The sequence below is a fragment of the Streptomyces klenkii genome, assembly GCF_003626645.1.
Lineage (GTDB): Bacteria > Actinomycetota > Actinomycetes > Streptomycetales > Streptomycetaceae > Streptomyces > Streptomyces klenkii.
The window spans coordinates 1-17,864 of record NZ_RBAM01000002.1; the positions used below are offsets into that span (position 1 = coordinate 1).

Sequence of the window (17,864 nt, forward strand, 5' to 3'; positions counted from 1 at the left end):
GACATGCAACGCGTCACGGTCCGGATCCGCGTAGACCGCCACACTGGCAATCCCGGCATCCCGGCACGCGCGAGCAACGCGGACAGCGATTTCGCCACGGTTGGCGATGAGCACCTTGCGCACGATGGCTCCCTCCTTGAAACAAGGTGAGTTTAGGTACTGGCGACACTCTGTGCCGAGCCGACTCCCGAGGTGAGCTTGCCCACACGGAGCGTGAACCGGAGGCCGTGTGCGCGCCAAAGTCCCCAGTTCTCCCACGGTACGCCGGGTATGAGGGTCTCCGCCGACCTTTGACTGTGGCGGAGCTCTCCAACCGCGGCGCCGGGCGGGAAACAGCATTCTTTGTCGAGTCCCTACGAACGGGTGGGCCAAAGTTTGCGGGTCCGGGTTTCCGTGCCGCGGGGCGGAGCGCCGCGGTCCCGGTCCCGGGACGGCCTCGGCCGGACCCCTTGCCCTGGGATCTACCCGTGAGTAGCGTCCCTTATGGCGCCGTACCCGCGGTAACCCGAAGGTCTCAGGGGGTGACCCATGACCACCCGCTTGCGCCGGTCCGTCGCCGGCCTCGCCGCGCTCGCCCTCGCCGCCGAGGGACTCGGCATCGCCCTCATCAACTGGATCCTCGGCGTCGTCGTCCGCCGCCAGCGGATGTCCCTCGCGGGGAGCGATCCGGAGCTGATGTCCCTCGCCGCGTGGATCGCCGGCGGGCTCTTCGCCCTCTACCTGCTCGGCTGCGCCTTCGTCGCCCTGCGTGCGGCCCTGCGCGACCGCCCGCCCCGTACGGCCGCCCGGATCCTGCTGGTCACCTGCGGCGTCGTACACGGGCTCCTGGGCGCGTTCTGCGTCGCCCTCGTCGGCTGGGGCGCGTTCGCGGCCGTCATGGCCGTCCTCGCGCTGCTCGTGTGCACGCTGCTGGCCTACGACCCGGCGGAGGCGGACCGGGCCCGGGACGGGGGCCGACGCCGGGGCCGGGGCCCGGGTCAGCCGCCGGAAGGCGTGGAGGCCGCCCCCGCGCCGCGGTGACGCGCGGCCAACTTCGCCGCCTCCGCCGCCACGTGGCGCAGCGTGCCCGTCAGCTGCGCGCGCCGGCGGTGGAAGTCCTCCAGGGGCACGGCGGCCGATACGGCCGTCATGGCGCGGCCTCCCGCCGCGGCTGGCACGGGCACCGCCACGCACGCCACTCCCGGCGCGCACTCCTCGACCTCTACTGCGACCCCCTCCCGCCGCACGCGCAGCAGCTCCGCGTCCAGCCGGGCCGGGGACGTGATCGTCCGCGGCGTGATCGCCCGCATCCCCGTACCGGTCAGGTAGCGCATCCGCGCCGCCCGCGGCAGAGCGGACAGCAGCACCTTGCCGTGGGCGGTGGCATGCCCGTCCAGGTCCCGGCCCACGGTGAACCCGCCGGTGGACGGCACCGCCGCGTTCCCCGCGAGGACGGCGATGGCCCCGTCCCGGTACGTGCTGAAGTACGTGTCCGCACCCGCCTCCCGCCGCGCCCGCAGCAGCAGCGCGTGCACCGCGTCGTCCAGCTGCATCTGCCGCTGGAACGCCTGGTGCAGGGCGGGTACGCGATAGCCGAGCGCGTACCCGCCGGGCGTACGGACCAAATGCCCGCGAGCGGTGAGCGTGCCGAGGATCTCGTACACCGTGGAGAGGCTGTAGCCGAGCTGCCTGGCCAGCACCTTCGCCGGCACGGGGGCGCCGGCCTCTGAGACGGCGTCCAGCACGTCCAGGGCGCGGTCCACGGACTGGGACATGGGTGTACGGGGTTCCCTTCGGGCGAGGTCGGCGGACGGGCCTGTCGGGCCTGCCGGACCTACCAGCCTCGCACAGCGACCCGGCTCTTGGCCGAGCTCGTGACCTAGCCCTTGACGGGGGCCTGCTCCCGCAGCAGCTCCACGAAGGCGCGCATCCACGCCGGCTGGTCGTTCCAGGCCCGGGCCGACACCATGTTGCCGTCCACGACGGCCTCCGCGTCCACGAACGTGCCGCCCGCGAGCTGGACGTCCGGCCGGCACGCGGGCCAGGCCGCCGTACGGCGGCCCTTGAGGACGCCCAGCGGGGTCAGGGCGGTCACGGCGTGGCAGATGTGCGCGATGGGCTTGTTCCGCGCGAAGAACCACTTGATGATCCGCTGGAAGTCCGGATCCAGCCGCAGGAACTCCGGCGCGCGGCCGCCGGGGATGACGACCGCGGCGTAGTCGGCCGGGTTCACGTCCGCCAGCGCGACGTCCGCGGGCCAGCTGTGGCCGAGCTTCTCCGTGTACGTGTCGAAGCTCGCGACGAAGTCGTGCACGACGAACTGGAGCTGCTTCACGGTGGGCGCGGCGATGTCCACCTCGTAGCCCTCCTCCAGCAGGCGCTGGTAGGGGTAGAGGACCTCCAGGTCCTCGGCGGCGTCACCGGTCGTGATCAGGATCCTCGGCATGGCTGGCTCCTCGCTCCTCGGGGTGGAGTCGTTGGCTATACCGGAATATGCGCCTTGACATGCCCAAGGAAACTTGCCCAGGCGGTGGGCTTCCGCCGGCGCACTCCCGTGCGCCCTTGACGTCATGGGTGCCGCAGGCCAAGTTTCGTAGACGTCTGTAGAACCGGCAGACCGACGGAGGCCGTCATGGCACTGCTCTTCATCGCGAAGGACCCGAACACGAACGGCACCCAGTGCCCGACGGCTTGGGTGGACGACGAAGCTCAGGAAATCGTCGTCCAGGGCTGGAAGGCGGGGGAGGCCCTGCTGGCGAAGTGCCGGCAGTCCGGCCCCATCCCGGACAGCGAAGCGGTGGTGAGGCTGCCGATCCGTATGGTGCCCGCCATCAGGGAGGCTTGCGATGTCGCAGACCGACTCGGAGTTCGCTGACCTCCTGGCGGACACCCGGCATTCAGCCGTGCACCTCGAAATGCGCGACTCCTACGGCATCGGTGAGGAAGCGGCCGCATTCGAGGCGTGGCGTGCCGGCCGGCGCCCGTCCCCCGAGCCGGACACCTGGTGGAACGACTTCCATACGATGGTGCGTGACGCCGCGGCGCGTGGCGTCACGTTCCGCCGCGCACGAATCGTGTCCGAACCGGTGAGCGACTACATCAGATATGAGCACGACTGCACTTATCAGAACGTCGCGGCGGGAGAACAGGTCCGCTGGCTGCCACGCCGCAGCGCATCGGATCTCGCTCTTCCCGGCAATGACTTCTGGCTGTTCGACCAGCGAGTCGTCATGTGGAACCACTTCACGGGCGACGGCGGCTCCGCCGGGCCGGAGGTGGACGAACGGGCCGGCGCGGTGAAGCTGTGCGCGGCCGCGTTCGAAGCCGTATGGGAGAGGGCCACGCCCCACGAGGAGTACCGGGTCTAGCCCGCGCGGTCAGAGATGCCCACACCACCTCCCTCGTCCAGCGTCCAGGCGGCGCGGAAGGCCGTCGGCGACCGGCTGCGGGAGGTCCGCCGGGACGCCGGGCTCACGGCCAAGGAAGTGGCCCGGCGTGCCGGCTGGTACTCCTCGAAAGCTTCGCGCCTGGAAAACGCCGTCACCCCGCCGTCGGACGCCGATATCCGCGCATGGTGCGCCGCATGCGGTGCGGACGGCTCGGCCGCCGACCTGATCGCCGCATCCCGCTCCGCCGACACCATGTACGTGGAGTGGAGGCGGGTGCAGCGCACCGGCTTGCGCAGGCTCCAGGAGTCGTACGTACCGCTGTTCGAGCGCACCCGGGCCTTTCGCATCTACTGCTCCAACGTCGTTCCCGGCGTGCTCCAGACGCATGCTTACGCCACGGCCCTGATGAGCGCGATCACGGACTTCCACCGGATCCCCAATGATGTCGCCGAGGCCGTTGACGCGCGATTGGCCCGGTCGCACGTGGTGCGTGAGGGTGACCACCGCTTCGCGCTCCTGGTGGAGGAGACCGTCCTGCGGCACCGTGTGGGCGACGCGGCGACGATGGCAGGACAACTCGGTTATCTGCTGTCCGTGATGGCCTACCCATCCGTTTCGCTCGGCGTGATCCCGTTCTCCGCCCCACGTCGTATGTGGATGATCGAGACATTCAGCGTGTACGACGATGTGATCGCACAGGTCGAGCTGCTGACGGCGCAGGTGAACGTGACTGCTCCCACCGAGGTGGCCCAATACGTCAAGGCCTTCGGCGAGTTCGCAGAACTTGCCGTGTACGGCGCCGAAGCGCGCGCCCTCATCACGGCGGCCGTGGACGCCCTGGGGTAGTCGGCGTGGAATTCTGTAGAACTCCGTTGGGGCCAGGACGCCCCAGCCCGGGTGGGGCCACGGTGACGGCCGGGGAGGGGGCTCCATGCGCCCTACTGCGGGCCCGTGTTCCTCAACTGTTGAAGACAGTTGAGGTACGAGCCGCTCTGTCCTCTTGCGGGCACCCCTACGACACCTGCACCGTATCGGCGAACCCCCGAAGGGCAGGCAGCAGGCCCGGCTCGGGGCTCTACGGCAGCCTGGCAGAAGGAGACGCCTCGTGGGAAAGCACGGTGACGACAAGGGCGGAGAAGAAGGAGACAAGCAGCAGTCCCCCCGCGAGAGTGACGGGCAGTGGAACAAGCCCGTCACCGAACCGCCGAAGAAGAAGTGAGCGCGTAGATGAGTACCCCGGCACGCCTGGTCCAGATCCTCACCAACAAGGGCTCCCTGCCGCCGGAGTCCCCCTGGCGGGCTGCGGTCCAAGGCGTGCCGCGGGAACTCTTCCTTCCCGACACCTTCGAGGCCGGCGGCCACACGTTCGACCGTTCCGGGAACCCCGAGCGCTGGGCTCGGGCCGTCTATGCCGACCTGCCGCTCATCACCCAGGTCAACGAGGGCGTGGACCTCGGCGAAGACGCCTACCAGCGTCCCACGTCCTCCAGCTCCATGCCGACCGTCATGCTCGACATGCTCGGCTTGCTGGACGTTCGCGAAGGCCAGACCGTCTTCGAGGCCGGAGCCGGTACCGGCTACAACGCGGCCTGGCTCTGTCACCGCCTCGGATCCGGCCGGGTCACCACCATGGACGTGGACCCGGGCATCGCCGAGCAAGCCGAGAACAACCTCGCCCGAGCCGGCTTCACCCCCCGGGTCCTGTGCGGCAACGCCGAAGATCGCCTGCTCCAGGGCGCGCCGTACGACCGGATCCTCGCCACGTACACCGTGCCCGAGATTCCCTACGCCTGGGTGGCGCAGGCCCCGCGCGGGCGGATCGTCGCACCGTGGGGCGGCGGCCTGTTCCACTACAGCTTCGCCGTCCTTGACGTCTCCGACGGGCGCGCCGAAGGCCGCTTCACCGGCAACCCGGCCTTCATGCACACCCGCAGCCGCCCCGGTGGCGGAGGGCGCCTGCGAGACTTCCTCCACCACGAGGACGACGGCGTCCCCGGCCGCACCACGGTAAGCCCGCTGCGCGTCACCGACGATCCTGACGCCTTGTTCTACGTCGACCTGGCCGTGCGCGACGCGTGGCACTTCGTCGGCAAGGCCGACGACGGCAGCGGCGAATCCACCCTCTGGCTCTTCTCCCACGACAAGAAGTCCTGGGCCACGGCCGAGTACGTCCCCGGCGACCAGGCCGACTACGAGGTCGAGCAGTACGGGCCCCGGCGGCTCTGGGACGAGGTCGAAGCGGCCTACCGGCGATGGGAGCGGTACGGCCGCCCCGGCCGCGACCGCGCGGGCCTTGCCGTCGATTGCGAGGGCGAGCGGGTCTGGCTGGACGACCCTAGCAACGTCATCGCGTCGCGTAGCCGAGGAACGCCGACCAGGTGCGGGGATCTACGGTGAGGGTGGGGCCGGTGGGGTTCTTGGAGTCGCGTATGTGGACGGGGGATCGGTCTGGGCGGCACCCCATTTCCAGGCAGTTTCCGCCGCCGGGGTCGCTGTAGCTGGACTTGTGCCACTGCAAGGCTGTTCTCATAGTTCTCCCGCCAACCGCTCGATGAGGCTCAGCGATTCGTCGGGGCCGAGTGCCTGTGCGCGGATCTTGGCGTAGCGGTGGAAGCGCTGGGTCACCTCGGCCGGTTCGCTGAGCAGATTGCTGGTGCCCTGTCCCTCCAAGTAGACCATCATGCGGTGTTCCGGGGTCTGTACGAGTTTCATCGGCCCCCAGGCGCCAGCGTGCTGTCCCCGCAGTCCGCGGTCCATGGGCAGCACTTGAATGCTCACGTTGGGCCGCTGCGAGCAGTCGATGAGATGCTTCAACTGTCCACGCATGATGTCCCAGCTCCCGAACGGGCGGCGTAGTACCGATTCTTCCAGGACCATCTCGATCAAGGCCATTGGCTCGCGGTCGAACACCGCCTTGCGTGCCATTCTGGCTGCGACGATTTCCTCCACCATGGACTCAGGCAGGGGCGGGTAGCCGCCGCTGGTGAGTGCCCGCGCGTACTCTTCGGTCTGAAACAGTCCGTCCACCATGAAGTTCTCGTACGTGCAGAGTGTCAGTGCTTGTTGCTCCAGGCGGGCGAAGTCCCTGAAGTGCCTCGGGTACTTGTCCAGCCGCACGTACTTCTTCGCCGCCGTGAAGATGCCCATCCCGCAGCCGATGGACTTCTCCAGGCCGTCCAGCATCTGCTCGGTGGCGGGCTGTGCGCCTGTCTCCAAGGCGCTGATCGCCGACCCCGTGTAGTCGATCTCCGCGCCCAGCTCCTCCTGTGTCATGCCCGCCCGCTTCCGCAGCAACCGCACGATCTCGGACGTGAGTTGCGCCGCCGTTGACGCCCGGTCCTTGTTCTCCTGGCTCGCCATTCCTCGGCCCCCCGCCTTCTACTCGACTCCACTGCACTCAAGGCGCGTTCGACTGGAGCCCACTGTTAACGCCAGTGCACGCTCCGTGATGGAAAACCTAGCGGGCCTCAGTGATGCTCGTCACATGAATCAGCAAGCCCACGTGACCGAAATCGAGTGGCTGCCGGCTGCCGGTCACCAACTCCGTAAAACCGGAGTCCACTTCGACGCCGTCCGTGTCCGCGGCGACAACGGCCGGCGGCTGGCCCATGCCATGGCCATGCTCACCCGTGGTCAGCCCGGTCCGATCATCGCGGAAGCGAACAACGGCAAGGCCATGTACTTCCTTCTGAAGGCCGGAAGCGCATCGCACCGTTCCTGGCCGGCAGGCGTCGAGCGGCTCGACTACGTACTCATTCCCGCGCTGTACGGAGCCACATGGCCGCTCTCATGGTGGTGGCGGCCCGCACCGGACGGGCCGCGGCTCGTGCACACGCTTCTTCTGCTCAGTACGGCCCGTGCATTTCTGGGGAGCACCCCCCGAGTGGCGGAAGGAATGGTGACCGAGGCGCCATGACCTCGTTGTGGCGGTCATGATGAAGCGCATTGTTGCTGCCGCCGCTCTCACCGGCGCCGCTCTCACCCTGACCGCCACCGCCGCTTCGGCCGCTCCCATGCCGCAACCGCCCGTCACCCACGCCGGAGGCGTCATCGCTCCGCCGGACGGCATGGACGCGCACCCGCCGACGAGCATCTATCCGGACGCGACGAACCAGCTGGGCAAGCTGAACCAGCTCAACCAGGTGGGGCAGGCCACGCAGGCGCTCGACCCGGTGCTCGGGATCCTCGCGCCGGTGACCGGCCTGCTGCCGATGTAGCGAGCTGCTGCCGGACCTAGACCCACAGGTCCGTGATGGGGACCCCGACCTCCGCGAGGAGCTTGCGCAGGAGGGGCAGGGAGAGGCCGACGACGTTCCCGTGGTCGCCCTCGATGCCCTCGATGAAGGGGGCGGAGCGGCCGTCGAGGGTGAAGGCGCCCGCGACGTACAGCGGCTCACCCGTCGCGACGTACGCGGCGATCTCGGCGTCGGAGGGCTCGCCGAAGCGCACGGTCGTGGAGGCGGTCGCCGATACCCGGCGGCCCGTGGCCGTGTCGATGATGCAGTGGCCGGTCCGGAGGATCCCGGACCGGCCGCGCATCGACTTCCAGCGGGCGGTGGCGTCCTCGGCGTCCGCGGGCTTGCCCAGGGCCTGGCCGTCCAGCTCCAGGACGGAGTCGCAGCCGATGACCAGCGCCCCGGCCGCTTCCGGCCGGGCGGCGACCGCGTCGGCCTTGGCCTCGGCGAGGACCCGGGCGAGCTCACCGGGCGTGGCCGCCGTCAGAGCGTCCTCGTCGACGCCGCTGACGATCACCTCGGGGTCGAGCCCGGCGGCCTTGAGCAGGCCGAGGCGGGCGGGGGACTGGGAGCCGAGGACGAGACGGCGGCGCTGAGCGGTCATGCCCGCCATCGTAGACAGTCCGCCGCCCGGTCCCGGCCTCACTTCTTGACGATCGCTTCCATGACCTTCTTCGCGATCGGGCCCGCGAGCGCGCCGCCGTGGATGTCGTCGCGGTCGATGCCCGAGCCGTCCGGGTCGATGAAGACGGCGACGGCGACGGGGGAGCCGTCGGCCTGCTTGGCGTAGGAGACGAACCAGGCGTACGGGAGCTTCTCGTTGTTGACGCCGTGCTGCGCCGTGCCGGTCTTGGCGCCGACGGTGACGCCGTCGATGAGGGCGGCCTTGCCGGTGCCGTTCTTGGCGGTGTTCTCCATCATCTGCTGGACCTTCTTCGCCGTGTCGGCGGAGACGGCCTGCGACATCTGCTCGGGCTTGTGCTTCTCCAGCGTGTTGAGGTTCGGGTCGCGCAGCTCCTCGACGAGGTACGGCTTCATGAGCTTGCCGTCGTTGGCGAGGGCGGCCGTCATCATCGCGATCTGGAGCGGGGTGCTGTCGAGGCTGCCCTGGCCCATGCCGGTGAGGGCGGTCTGCGGGCGGTCGAGGTTCTTGGGGTAGATGCTCTCGACGGTGCCGTTGGGGATGAAGAGGTCCTTGTTGTTGAAGCCGAATTTCTCCGCGGTCTCCCGCATCTTGTCCTTGCCCAGCTTGTCGGCCAGGTCGAGGAAGACGTTGTTGCAGGACCACTGGAGGCCGGCCATCAGGGAGCCGTTGACGCACTCGTCCGTCTGGACGTCGTTACGGACCTTGGTGGTGCTCAGCGGCAGCGGGTACGGGACGGGGGCATTGCCCTTGGCGTTGATGTCCGTGACGATGCCGTGTTCGAGGGCGGCCGCGGCGGTGAGGATCTTGAAGGTGGAACCCGGGGGGTAGCGCTCCTTGATCGCCCGGTTGACCAGCGGCTTGTCCTTGTCGGCCTCCAGCTTCTTGTACGCCTCCTGGTCCTTCAGCGTGTTGCCCGAGAACACGGACGGGTCGTAGGAGGGCGTGGAGGCGAGGGCGAGGATCTTGCCCGTCCGCGGGTCCAGGGCGACCACTGCGCCCTTGTACTTGCCGAGCCCCTTGTACGCCGCTTCCTGCGCCTTGGGGTCGATCGTCGTCACCACGTCGCCGCCGCGGGGCTTCTTGCCGGTGAGCATGTCGGTGGTGCGCTGGAGGAACAGCTTGTCGTCGGTGCCGCTGAGCAGCTTGTTGTTGACGAATTCGAGCTGGCTGTTGCCGTAGAGCTGGGAGGAGTAGCCGGTCACCGGGGCGTACATCTCGCCGTCCTTGAACGTGCGCTTGTACTTGTAGTCGCCCGTGGTCTCCTCGGAGCCCGTGATGGGCTGGCCGCCGACGATGATGTTGCCGCGCGGCTGGGCGAAGGAGGCGATCTTCACCCGCTTGTTGTCCTTGTGGCTGGACAGCTCGTCGCTGCGGACGAACTGCACCCAGGTCGCCTGCACCAGCAGCGCCAGGATCAGCACTCCGACAAAGACGGATATGTGGCGCACGGGCTTGTTCATGGTGTGACGCACTCCCCGGTTCGCGGCATTTCACTAGCGATGATGCGGGTGGGGAGGATTTGGTTGCAGGGCCCCTGTAACTGTGGGTTTCCTGTGGCCGGCGTGTGCGGGGGTCTGTGCCGGGCGGCGCGGATCAGTGCAGGCCGAGGAGGACGAAGGCCGCGATCATGCCGATCGCGATGACGAGACCGGCCCGGCGGAGCATCGCCTGCGCCTCGCGCAGCTCCTCGGGGGGTTCGTTCGACGGGTCTGACCACAGCATCGGATCCATCGTGGCGCGAGCGGGGCGTTACCGCCTGAGTACCCGTACTCAGCTCGGGGACTTTCCTCGCGGGCGTCCGCCGGCCGCGGCCGGCGGACGCCCCGGGGGGCCGGCTATGACGGCCAGTACGTCGTACGCCACGCCCTGGGGCCCGGCTGTGCCATCCGGGCCGCCGCCAGGCGCCGCGCCGGCGCCGACCACTCCGGGCGGGCCTCGCCCGCCGCGGGCGCGGCGGCGCTGCCCGCCGCCGCGCGGGCCCGGACCACCGCCAGGGCGGCGGCGAGCTCCTCGGGGGTCGGATTGCCCCGTACTACCTTGATCACCGGACGCCTCCTGAAGGGACCTGGAAGGATCTAGAGGGGGATGTTGCCGTGCTTCTTCGGCGGCAGCGCCTCGCGCTTGTCGCGCAGCGCCCGCAGGCCCCGCACGATGTGCCGGCGCGTCTCGTGCGGCATGATCACCGCGTCCACGTAGCCCCGCTCGGCGGCCGCGTACGGGTTGAGCAGCGTGTCCTCGTAATCCGCGATCAGCTTCGCGCGCAGCTCCTCCCGCTCCTCGTCCGTCTCCGCCGCGGCGATCGTGCGGCGGTGCAGGATGTTGACCGCGCCCTGGGCGCCCATGACGGCGATCTGCGCCGTGGGCCAGGCGAGGTTGAGGTCGGCGCCGAGGTGCTTGGAGCCCATCACGTCGTACGCACCGCCGAACGCCTTCCGCGTGATCACCGTGATCAGCGGGACGGTCGCCTCCGCGTACGCGTAGATCAGCTTGGCGCCGCGGCGGATGATGCCGTTGTACTCCTGGTCCGTGCCCGGCAGGAAGCCCGGCACGTCGACGAAGGTGAGCACCGGCACGTTGAACGCGTCGCACGTGCGGACGAAGCGAGAGGCCTTCTCGCTCGCGTTGATGTCGAGGCAGCCGGCGAACTGGAGGGGCTGGTTGGCGACGATGCCGACCGGCCGGCCCTCGACACGCCCGAAGCCGGTGATGATGTTCGGCGCGAACAGGGCCTGGGTCTCCAGGAACTCGCCGTCGTCCAGCACGTGCTCAATCGCGGTGTGCATGTCGTACGGCTGGTTGGCCGAGTCCGGGATGAGGGTGTCGAGCTCGCCGTCGGCCGGCGAGATCTCCAGGTCGGCCTCCTCGGGGAAGGCCGGGGGCTCGGAGAGGTTGTTCGAGGGGAGGTAGGACAGGAGCGCCTTCACGTACTCGATGGCGTCCTTCTCGTCCCCGGCCATGTGGTGCGCCACGCCCGAGGTGGTGTTGTGCGTGCGGGCGCCGCCCAGCTCCTCGAAGCCGACGTCCTCGCCCGTGACGGTTTTGATCACGTCCGGGCCCGTGATGAACATGTGCGACGTCTGGTCGACCATGACCGTGAAGTCGGTGATCGCGGGGGAGTAGACCGCGCCGCCCGCGCACGGGCCGACGACCAGGGAGATCTGCGGGACGACGCCCGAGGCGTGCACGTTCCGGCGGAAGATCTCGCCGAAGAGACCGAGGGCGACCACGCCCTCCTGGATGCGGGCACCGCCGCCGTCGTTGATGCCGACGATCGGGCAGCCGGTCTTCAGCGCGAAGTCCATGGCCTTGCCGATCTTCTCGCCGTAGACCTCGCCGAGCGAGCCGCCGAAGACCGTGAAGTCCTGCGAGTAGACGCAGACGGTGCGGCCGTCGACCGTGCCGTAGCCGGTCACGACGCCGTCGCCGTACGGGCGGTTCTTCTCGATGCCGAAGTTCGTCGAGCGGTGGCGGGCGAATTCGTCGAGCTCGACGAAGGAACCCTCGTCCAGGAGGAGTTCGATCCGCTCGCGGGCGGTCAGCTTGCCCTTGGCGTGCTGCTTCTCCACGGCACGGGCGGAGCCGGCGTGCGTGGCCTCCTCGATGCGGCGTTGCAGATCCGCGAGCTTGCCCGCGGTGGTGTGGATGTCGTGTTCCGGCTCGGACATCGGGATGCGGCTCCTGCTCGTCCAGAGGTGGGCTGACGGGACGTACGGTCTGGGACGTACGGTTCGGGACCTGTTGCCTTGCTGCCTGGCTTGCTACCGGTCCGTAGCGTATCCGCGCGGATCCGCCGTGGCAGTGCGGCGTTGGCCACACCGGATTGCTTCCGCTTCCTCTCCTATGGTGGGCCCCATGACGCCTCCTTCTGCTGGAAGCCGCTGGTCCGATCTCGACCGGCCGCCGCTCAACGTCACCGCGCTGCGGCGCGGGCTCCTCCGGCCCGGCTCGCTGTGGACCTCCGTGGAGGTCGTCGCGCACACCGGGTCGACCAACACGGATCTTGTTGCCGCCGCGTCCTCCGGCGCCGGGGCGGCCGAGGGGGCCGTGCTCGTCGCCGAGGAGCAGTCCTCCGGACGCGGGCGGCTGGACCGCACGTGGACCGCGCCGGCGCGGTCCGGGCTCTTCTTCTCCGTGCTGCTGCGGCCCGGCGCGGGCGTGCCCGTCGAGCGGTGGGGGTGGCTGCCGCTCCTCGCCGGGGTCGCGACCGCCTCCGCGCTGTCCCGGGCCGCCGGGGTCGACACCGCGCTCAAGTGGCCCAACGACCTGCTGGTGAGCGTGGAGGGAAATGAGCGCAAGGCCGGCGGGATCCTCGCCGAGCGGGTCGGGGACGCCGTCGTGGTGGGAATCGGCCTGAACGTTTCGCTGCGGGAGGACGAGCTGCCCGTTCCCACGGCGGGATCCCTCGCCCTGGCCGGGGCGCAGGTCCTCGACCGCGATCCGCTGCTGCGCGCCGTACTGCGGTCGCTGGAGGAGTGGTACGGCCTGTGGCGGGACGCGGCGGGCGATCCGGTGGCGAGCCGGCTGCAAGAGGCGTACGCGGCGGGGTGCGCGACGCTCGGGCGCAGCGTGCGGGCCGAACTGCCGGGCGGCGGCGAGCTGGTCGGGGAGGCCGTGGCCGTCGACGGGGACGGGCGGCTGGTGCTGGCCACGGGGGACGGGGTGCAGCGGCCGGTCGGGGCGGGGGACATTGTTCATGTGCGGCCTGCCGGGGCCGGCGGATCTGCCGGGTCTACCGGATCTGCCGGATCTTCCGGGTCAGGTGGATCTGCCGGTTCCGGCGGTTCCGGTGGCTCCGGTGGCTCGGAGGGAGGGGTCGGCGGACCGTCCGCCCCGTCGGAAGAGTGAGCTACGGCACACCTGTCGTATCGTTGTGCCCGGAACCTAAGCGAGCAGTGATCGGCAGGGCAGTGCGCACGGATCGGACAGGGGGCGGGCGGTGACCGCCGACGGGGTCGAGGGTGCCGCCACTGGTGGCGTCGAGGAGTACGACGGCGGCGACGAGGGCGGAGACCCCATCGCGCTGCGCCTCGAAGCGCTGATCCTCGGTGCGGAGCGTCGCTACACCCCCTTCCAGGCCGCCCGCGCGGCGGGCGTCTCCATGGACCTCGCCTCCCGGTTCTGGCGGGCCATGGGCTTCGCCGACATCGGGCAGGCGCGGGCGCTGACCGAAGCGGACGTGCTGGCGCTGCGGCGGCTCGCGGGTCTGGTGGAGGCGGGGCTGCTCAGCGAGCCGATGGCGGTGCAGGTGGCCCGGTCGACCGGGCAGACGACGTCGCGGCTCGCCGACTGGCAGATCGACTCGTTCCTGGAAGGGCTGACGGAGCCCCAGGAACCGGGCATGACGCGGACGGAGATCACGTACCCGCTGGTGGAGCTGCTGCTGCCGGAGCTGGAAGAGTTCCTGATCTACGTGTGGCGGCGGCAGTTGGCGGCGGCCACGGGGCGGGTCGTCCAGGCGCAGGATGATGCGGAGATGGTCGATCGGCGGTTGGCCGTCGGGTTTGCCGATCTGGTCGGGTTCACGCGGCTGACGCGGCGTCTGGAGGAGGAAGAGCTCGGGGAGCTCGTCGAGGCCTTCGAGACGACGGCGGCGGATCTGGTGGCTGCGCATGGGGGGCGGCTGATCAAGACGCTGGGCGATGAGGTTCTGTACTCGGCGGATGACGCCGGGACCGCGGCCGAGATCGGGCTGCGGCTCATCGAGACCATGACGCACGACGAGACGATGCCCGAGCTGCGGGTCGGGATCGCGTTCGGGACGGTGACGACGCGGATGGGCGACGTCTTCGGCACGACGGTGAACCTGGCGTCCCGGCTGACGTCGATAGCGCCGAAGGACGCGGTGCTGGTCGACCAGGCGCTGGCGGAGGAGCTGACGCGGAGCGGGGACGCGCCGAAGTCGGAGGCGGAGGTGGAGGAGGGGGCCGGGAACGGGTACCGGTTCGCGCTCCAGCCGATGTGGCAGCGGCCTGTGCGGGGGCTGGGCATGGTGGAACCGTGGCTCCTGAGCCGGAGGGGCGGCTGACGGTCGGCCGGCTGCGGGTGCGGTGCCGCGGCCCGCGGGGTGCGTCGGCGTGCGCGGGCCGGTTCGGGTGCCGGTGCGGTGGGGGTGCCGGTGGCGGGGGCTCCGGGGTGGGGGTCCGGGGCCGTATATTTACGGGCCCGTTGCCGCGAATGTCGAGGGCGCCCCGGTATTGGGCCCACAAATACACGTCAGCGCCCCGGACCCCCACCCCTGCGCCCCCACCACCTCCCGCCGTTCGCCCGCCTTGCCCGCCTTGCCTTCGGTAGCCTCGGTTCGTACCGCCGAGAGGGGGCATGCGGCATGTCCGGAGAGCAGGAACAGACCTGCTACGCCTGTAGCGGTGACGGCCTGACGGATAAGACACAGCACTCGGTCGAGCTGGACGAGCACGGCAACCAGGTGCCCGTAGCGCATTCGTTCATTTCGCCCTGCTCGCAGTGCTCCGGAACCGGAAAGGTCTCAGGATGAGCACACCCGAGGGTCAGATGCGTCCGGTCTTCGTCTGCGTGGGCTGTGGATGTACCTATCTGCCTCCCAAAACCATGACGTATCCGGAGCCGGGTACCGAGGCTTCTCCGCTGCATTGTGGTGCGCCGTTGTGCCGGCGGCACGTCGATGGCATTCCCGCCCCTTTGCGGGCCCTGATGGTTAAGCAGGCGTGGGCGCGGGCCTCGTGGTGGATGGGGCGGGAGCTTTCGCCGCTTCCGGAGCGGGCGCGGCGGCGGGCTCGGAGTGGGCGGCCGGGTGGGGGGCGTTCGAAGTTGCGCTGAGGGTTCGGGTATGGCCCCGGTGGGTGGGCTCAAGGCATGATCTGGGGAGCGTGTGTTTACGAGCGTTAACCCGTACCCGGAGGGTGAAGGCAATGAGCGAGCAGCGTTTCGGAGAGTGGATCGCGGTCCGGCGGCACGGGCACGTCGCTGAGCTCGTCCTGGACCGGCCCAAGGCCATGAACGCCGTCTCCAGCGAGCTGGCCGGACGTCTTGCCGAGGCCACCGGGGCCCTTGCCGCGGACGAATCCGTGCGGGTTGTCGTTCTTACTTCTACGCACGAGCGTGCATTTTGTGTGGGGGCTGATCTCAAGGAGCGGAACTCCTTGAGCGATGCCGAGCTCGGGCGGCAGCGGCCTCTTGCCCGTGCTGCTTACACCGGTGTGCTTGAGCTGCCGATGCCCACCATCGCCGCCGTGCACGGCTACGCGCTCGGGGGCGGGTTCGAGCTGGCCCTGTCGTGCGACGTCATCGTCGCCGACGCTACGGCCGTGGTGGGGCTGCCCGAGGTGTCCGTGGGGGTGATTCCCGGTGGCGGCGGTACGCAGCTTCTGCCGCGACGGGTGGGGGCCGCGCGTGCTGCCGAGTTGATTTTCAGTGCTCGGCGGGTCGAGGCCGTGGAGGCTGAGCGGCTGGGATTGGTTGACCGGTTGGTCGGTGAGGGGGAGGACCGGGACGCGGCGCTTGCGCTTGCTGCGCGGATCGCCGGCAATTCGCCCGTCGGCCTTCGCGCCGCGAAGCGCGCCTTGCGGCTGGGGCACGGCCTCGACCTGCGCGCCGGCCTGGAGGTCGAGGACGCCGCCTGGCGCTCCGTGGCCTTCTCCGGCGACCGCGCCGAGGGCGTGGCCGCCTTCAACGAGAAGCGCAAGCCGGACTGGCCGGGGTTCTGAGGGGTGCCCTCAGCCCTCCGCCGTTCGCGGCGGGGGGCGGGCCCCCGGCTAGTCGTGTGCGGGGAGCCAGCCCCGGCGTACCGCTTTGACCCCGGCTTCGAACCGGCTGTGCGCGCCGAGCCGCTCCATGAGGTCGGTGGCGATGCGCCGCGCCGTGCGGGAGGACACGCCGAGCCGCTTGGCTATCGCTTCGTCGGTGTGCCCGGCGGCGAGCAGGCGGACGACCGTGGACTCCTGGCCGGTCAGGCCCCGCTCGTCCCGCGCCTTGGAGCGGCCGAGCGGCTGCGCGGACGCCCACACGCTCTCGAACAGCGCACAGAGGGCGGTGAGCGTCCCGTGGCCGGTGAGCAGCAGGGCGTCCGCCGAGGGGTTGTCGCCGCTGACGGGGAGGACCGCACTGGAACGGTCGCTGATGATCATGCGGATCGGGAGGGACGGGACGGTACGGACCTGACCTCCCCGTTCCGTGAGCCAGTCGACGTACGCGACGGTCTCCGGGCTGTTGCGGACGCTGTCGAGGTAGATCGTGCGGAGCCGCACGCCGCGGTCCAGGAGCTGCTGGTTCAGCGGCCGGGCGGCGGCGATGCTCTCGGGCGTGTGCGCCCCGTCAGGGGCGAAGGTCATGACCTCGGTGGCGGTCTCCCGGGTCAGGAGGGCCAGCCGGTCCCGGATCCGGTCCAGGCCCGTCAGCTGCTCCACGCCCTGCTGTGCCGTGGCGGGCCGAAGCTCGGCGTATTCGGCGATCAGCTGGGCGGCGGCGATGCGCGAGGACTCCACGCGCTGCTGCTGGGCGGCCAGGTCGGCCTGCTGGCGCGCGACGAGGATCTCCATGCCGATCTCCGGGGAGACGGCGCGCACCTGCCCCTGCCGCTCGGCGGACGGGCGGACGAGCGTGAGATCCATCAGGGCGTCCAGCGCCTTCCGGACATCGCTGCCGGAGAGTCCCAGGCGGGTGCCCAGCTCCGCCACGCCGGCCTGCGGGTGGGCGAGCATCGCCCGGTAGACCTGTTCCGCCGCCGTGTCCATCCCCAGTGCTTGCAGCACGTTGTTCATCCCCCATTTATATCCCCGCATTGCGCGAAGTAAGTGATCATCTCCGACGCCGGGACAGGCCGCAACCGGCCATGGCATAAACCGCCCTGACGGTTTGCCTGGCCGGGCGGGGTGCGGATTTGGGAGGGTCGGAGGATGTACCTCGTTCACGTATTCCTCCGGGCGCCCGAGGGTGCCGAGTTCCCCGAGGCCGCCGGTGAGGCGGTGCGCCGCCTGGCGCGGCCGGAGGAGGGGATCGAGCACGTCGTCGACCGGCTGCGCGCCCCGGCGGGCCCCGTCCTGGGCGTCTACGTCCTCGCCGGGGACCTGCACCAGGCGGAGGCCCGGGCCGCCCTCGTGTGCGGGCGCGTGCTCGCGAAGATCCCGGCGTTCCGGGGCTGGGCGCTGGAGCGTGCCGGGGTGCCGCTCGTCGCCGCCCTCTGCGAATGGGCGTAGCCGCTGTCCGTGAAGGGACGCGGAGGCCGTGTCCGGAAGCGGCCGCCCCAGCGCCGGAAGCGGCCTTCCTGGCCCGTTCCGTCCACGGCCGATTCCGGCCATACGAAAAGGCTTCCACCATGCCTGACCTGCGGCGAAGCTAGTTCTTGCCAGCAGGGAACACCACCCGGCGGGCACGACCGGCCGACGCCACCGCGGGACGTGGACCGGTTCCAGACAGCTCCATGAACCGTTCCGAAGGACAGCACCCGTCATGATCCGTTCCCGCATCGCCCAGACCGCCTCCGCCGCCTCCGCCGGCGACATGATCTGGCAGTAGCCCGTCCGCTCCGGCCCCGCGCCGCGGCGCCGTAGACCGGTCCCTTCGCGGATCAGGTCCGGCAGTCCCCACCCCCTCGTGCGAGGCGGCTCCGCCTTCTCCGGCGTCGACGCCCCTCCCGGCTCC

The 17,864-nt window shown here is 70.2% G+C and carries 21 protein-coding genes and 1 pseudogene; 11 read left to right on the forward strand and 11 right to left on the reverse strand.

Features of this window, described 5'->3' with window-relative positions:
* Positions 1-123: biotin carboxylase N-terminal domain-containing protein (locus D7231_RS38075; RefSeq protein WP_146166841.1), on the reverse strand; the 123-nt coding region annotated here is incomplete at its 3' end.
* Positions 124-528: 405 nt separating this feature from the next.
* On the opposite strand from D7231_RS38075, the gene D7231_RS03365 reads away from it, so the two are divergent.
* Positions 529-1,020: a hypothetical protein gene (locus D7231_RS03365; protein ID WP_120753426.1), complete on the forward strand. Its 492-nt coding sequence runs from the start codon at positions 529-531 to the stop codon at positions 1,018-1,020.
* On the opposite strand, the gene D7231_RS03370 is transcribed toward D7231_RS03365, so the two are convergent.
* Both D7231_RS03370 and D7231_RS03375 read right to left on the reverse strand, forming a co-directional pair.
* Positions 978-1,754 (reverse strand): IclR family transcriptional regulator, encoded by a 777-nt coding sequence (locus tag D7231_RS03370; protein WP_120753427.1) that lies wholly within the window; start codon positions 1,752-1,754, stop codon positions 978-980. The genes D7231_RS03365 and D7231_RS03370 overlap by 43 nt on opposite strands.
* Positions 1,755-1,858: 104 nt before the next feature.
* A complete protein-coding gene (locus D7231_RS03375) occupies positions 1,859-2,425 on the reverse strand; it encodes a DJ-1/PfpI family protein (protein ID WP_120753428.1) in 567 nt (188 codons plus the stop codon).
* Between the two features lie 186 nt (positions 2,426-2,611).
* Between D7231_RS03375 and D7231_RS03380 the strand changes: the two genes are divergently transcribed.
* From D7231_RS03380 to D7231_RS03395, 4 genes are all read left to right on the forward strand, one after another.
* Complete coding sequence (locus D7231_RS03380) at positions 2,612-2,854, forward strand: macro domain-containing protein (RefSeq protein WP_120753429.1); 243 nt, start codon at positions 2,612-2,614, stop codon at positions 2,852-2,854.
* Complete coding sequence (locus D7231_RS03385; RefSeq protein ID WP_120753430.1) at positions 2,826-3,347, forward strand: DUF6879 family protein; 522 nt, start codon at positions 2,826-2,828, stop codon at positions 3,345-3,347. The genes D7231_RS03380 and D7231_RS03385 overlap by 29 nt, the downstream gene beginning before the upstream one ends.
* A gap of 15 nt (positions 3,348-3,362) precedes the next feature.
* Entirely contained in the window at positions 3,363-4,214 is an 852-nt protein-coding gene (locus tag D7231_RS03390) for a helix-turn-helix domain-containing protein (protein WP_120753431.1), read from the forward strand.
* Positions 4,215-4,595: 381 nt separating this feature from the next.
* Positions 4,596-5,765, forward strand: coding sequence for a methyltransferase domain-containing protein (locus D7231_RS03395; protein WP_120753432.1), 1,170 nt, complete (start codon positions 4,596-4,598; stop codon positions 5,763-5,765).
* Here D7231_RS03395 and D7231_RS03400 read toward each other — a convergent pair.
* Complete coding sequence (locus D7231_RS03400) at positions 5,713-5,898, reverse strand: DUF397 domain-containing protein (protein WP_120753433.1); 186 nt, start codon at positions 5,896-5,898, stop codon at positions 5,713-5,715. The genes D7231_RS03395 and D7231_RS03400 overlap by 53 nt on opposite strands.
* Positions 5,895-6,728: a helix-turn-helix domain-containing protein gene (locus D7231_RS03405; protein ID WP_120753434.1), complete on the reverse strand. Its 834-nt coding sequence runs from the start codon at positions 6,726-6,728 to the stop codon at positions 5,895-5,897. Before D7231_RS03405 ends, D7231_RS03400 begins: the two co-directional genes overlap by 4 nt.
* Positions 6,729-6,852: 124 nt before the next feature.
* Between D7231_RS03405 and D7231_RS03410 the strand changes: the two genes are divergently transcribed.
* The gene (locus D7231_RS03410; RefSeq protein WP_120753435.1) at positions 6,853-7,284 is read left to right on the forward strand and encodes a hypothetical protein; all 432 of its coding nucleotides are present in this window, start codon (positions 6,853-6,855) and stop codon (positions 7,282-7,284) included.
* Between the two features lie 16 nt (positions 7,285-7,300).
* Positions 7,301-7,585, forward strand: coding sequence for a hypothetical protein (locus D7231_RS03415; RefSeq protein ID WP_147449681.1), 285 nt, complete (start codon positions 7,301-7,303; stop codon positions 7,583-7,585).
* 16 nt (positions 7,586-7,601) lie between these two features.
* Here D7231_RS03415 and D7231_RS03420 read toward each other — a convergent pair whose 3' ends face one another.
* From D7231_RS03420 to D7231_RS03435, 5 genes are all read right to left on the reverse strand, one after another.
* On the reverse strand, positions 7,602-8,207 hold the full coding sequence (locus D7231_RS03420; RefSeq protein ID WP_120753960.1) for a nucleoside triphosphate pyrophosphatase: 606 nt from the start codon (positions 8,205-8,207) through the stop codon (positions 7,602-7,604).
* A gap of 38 nt (positions 8,208-8,245) precedes the next feature.
* Entirely contained in the window at positions 8,246-9,709 is a 1,464-nt protein-coding gene (locus D7231_RS03425) for a peptidoglycan D,D-transpeptidase FtsI family protein (protein ID WP_120753437.1), read from the reverse strand.
* A 133-nt stretch (positions 9,710-9,842) separates the two neighbouring features.
* Positions 9,843-9,971 carry a morphogenic membrane protein MmpB gene (gene mmpB / locus D7231_RS38080; protein ID WP_267470921.1) on the reverse strand — a complete coding sequence of 43 codons (129 nt, stop codon included), beginning with the start codon at positions 9,969-9,971 and terminating at the stop codon, positions 9,843-9,845.
* A gap of 113 nt (positions 9,972-10,084) precedes the next feature.
* Positions 10,085-10,294 (reverse strand): acyl-CoA carboxylase epsilon subunit, encoded by a 210-nt coding sequence (locus D7231_RS03430; RefSeq protein ID WP_120753438.1) that lies wholly within the window; start codon positions 10,292-10,294, stop codon positions 10,085-10,087.
* Positions 10,295-10,324: 30 nt separating this feature from the next.
* The gene (locus D7231_RS03435) at positions 10,325-11,914 is read right to left on the reverse strand and encodes an acyl-CoA carboxylase subunit beta (RefSeq protein ID WP_120753439.1); all 1,590 of its coding nucleotides are present in this window, start codon (positions 11,912-11,914) and stop codon (positions 10,325-10,327) included.
* Between the two features lie 187 nt (positions 11,915-12,101).
* Between D7231_RS03435 and D7231_RS03440 the strand changes: the two are divergent.
* From D7231_RS03440 to D7231_RS03450, 3 genes and pseudogenes are all read left to right on the forward strand, one after another.
* Positions 12,102-12,956 (forward strand): annotated as a pseudogene (locus D7231_RS03440) (biotin--[acetyl-CoA-carboxylase] ligase); the annotation flags it as partial.
* 229 nt (positions 12,957-13,185) lie between these two features.
* On the forward strand, positions 13,186-14,274 hold the full coding sequence (locus tag D7231_RS03445; protein WP_120753440.1) for an adenylate/guanylate cyclase domain-containing protein: 1,089 nt from the start codon (positions 13,186-13,188) through the stop codon (positions 14,272-14,274).
* 862 nt (positions 14,275-15,136) lie between these two features.
* Entirely contained in the window at positions 15,137-15,931 is a 795-nt protein-coding gene (locus tag D7231_RS03450) for an enoyl-CoA hydratase/isomerase family protein (RefSeq protein ID WP_120753441.1), read from the forward strand.
* Positions 15,932-15,979: 48 nt separating this feature from the next.
* On the opposite strand, the gene D7231_RS03455 is transcribed toward D7231_RS03450, so the two are convergent.
* On the reverse strand, positions 15,980-16,975 hold the full coding sequence (locus D7231_RS03455; RefSeq protein ID WP_120753962.1) for a helix-turn-helix transcriptional regulator: 996 nt from the start codon (positions 16,973-16,975) through the stop codon (positions 15,980-15,982).
* A 144-nt stretch (positions 16,976-17,119) separates the two neighbouring features.
* Between D7231_RS03455 and D7231_RS03460 the strand changes: the two genes are divergently transcribed.
* Positions 17,120-17,419, forward strand: coding sequence for a hypothetical protein (locus tag D7231_RS03460; RefSeq protein ID WP_120753442.1), 300 nt, complete (start codon positions 17,120-17,122; stop codon positions 17,417-17,419).
* Positions 17,420-17,864: the final 445 nt, after the last annotated feature.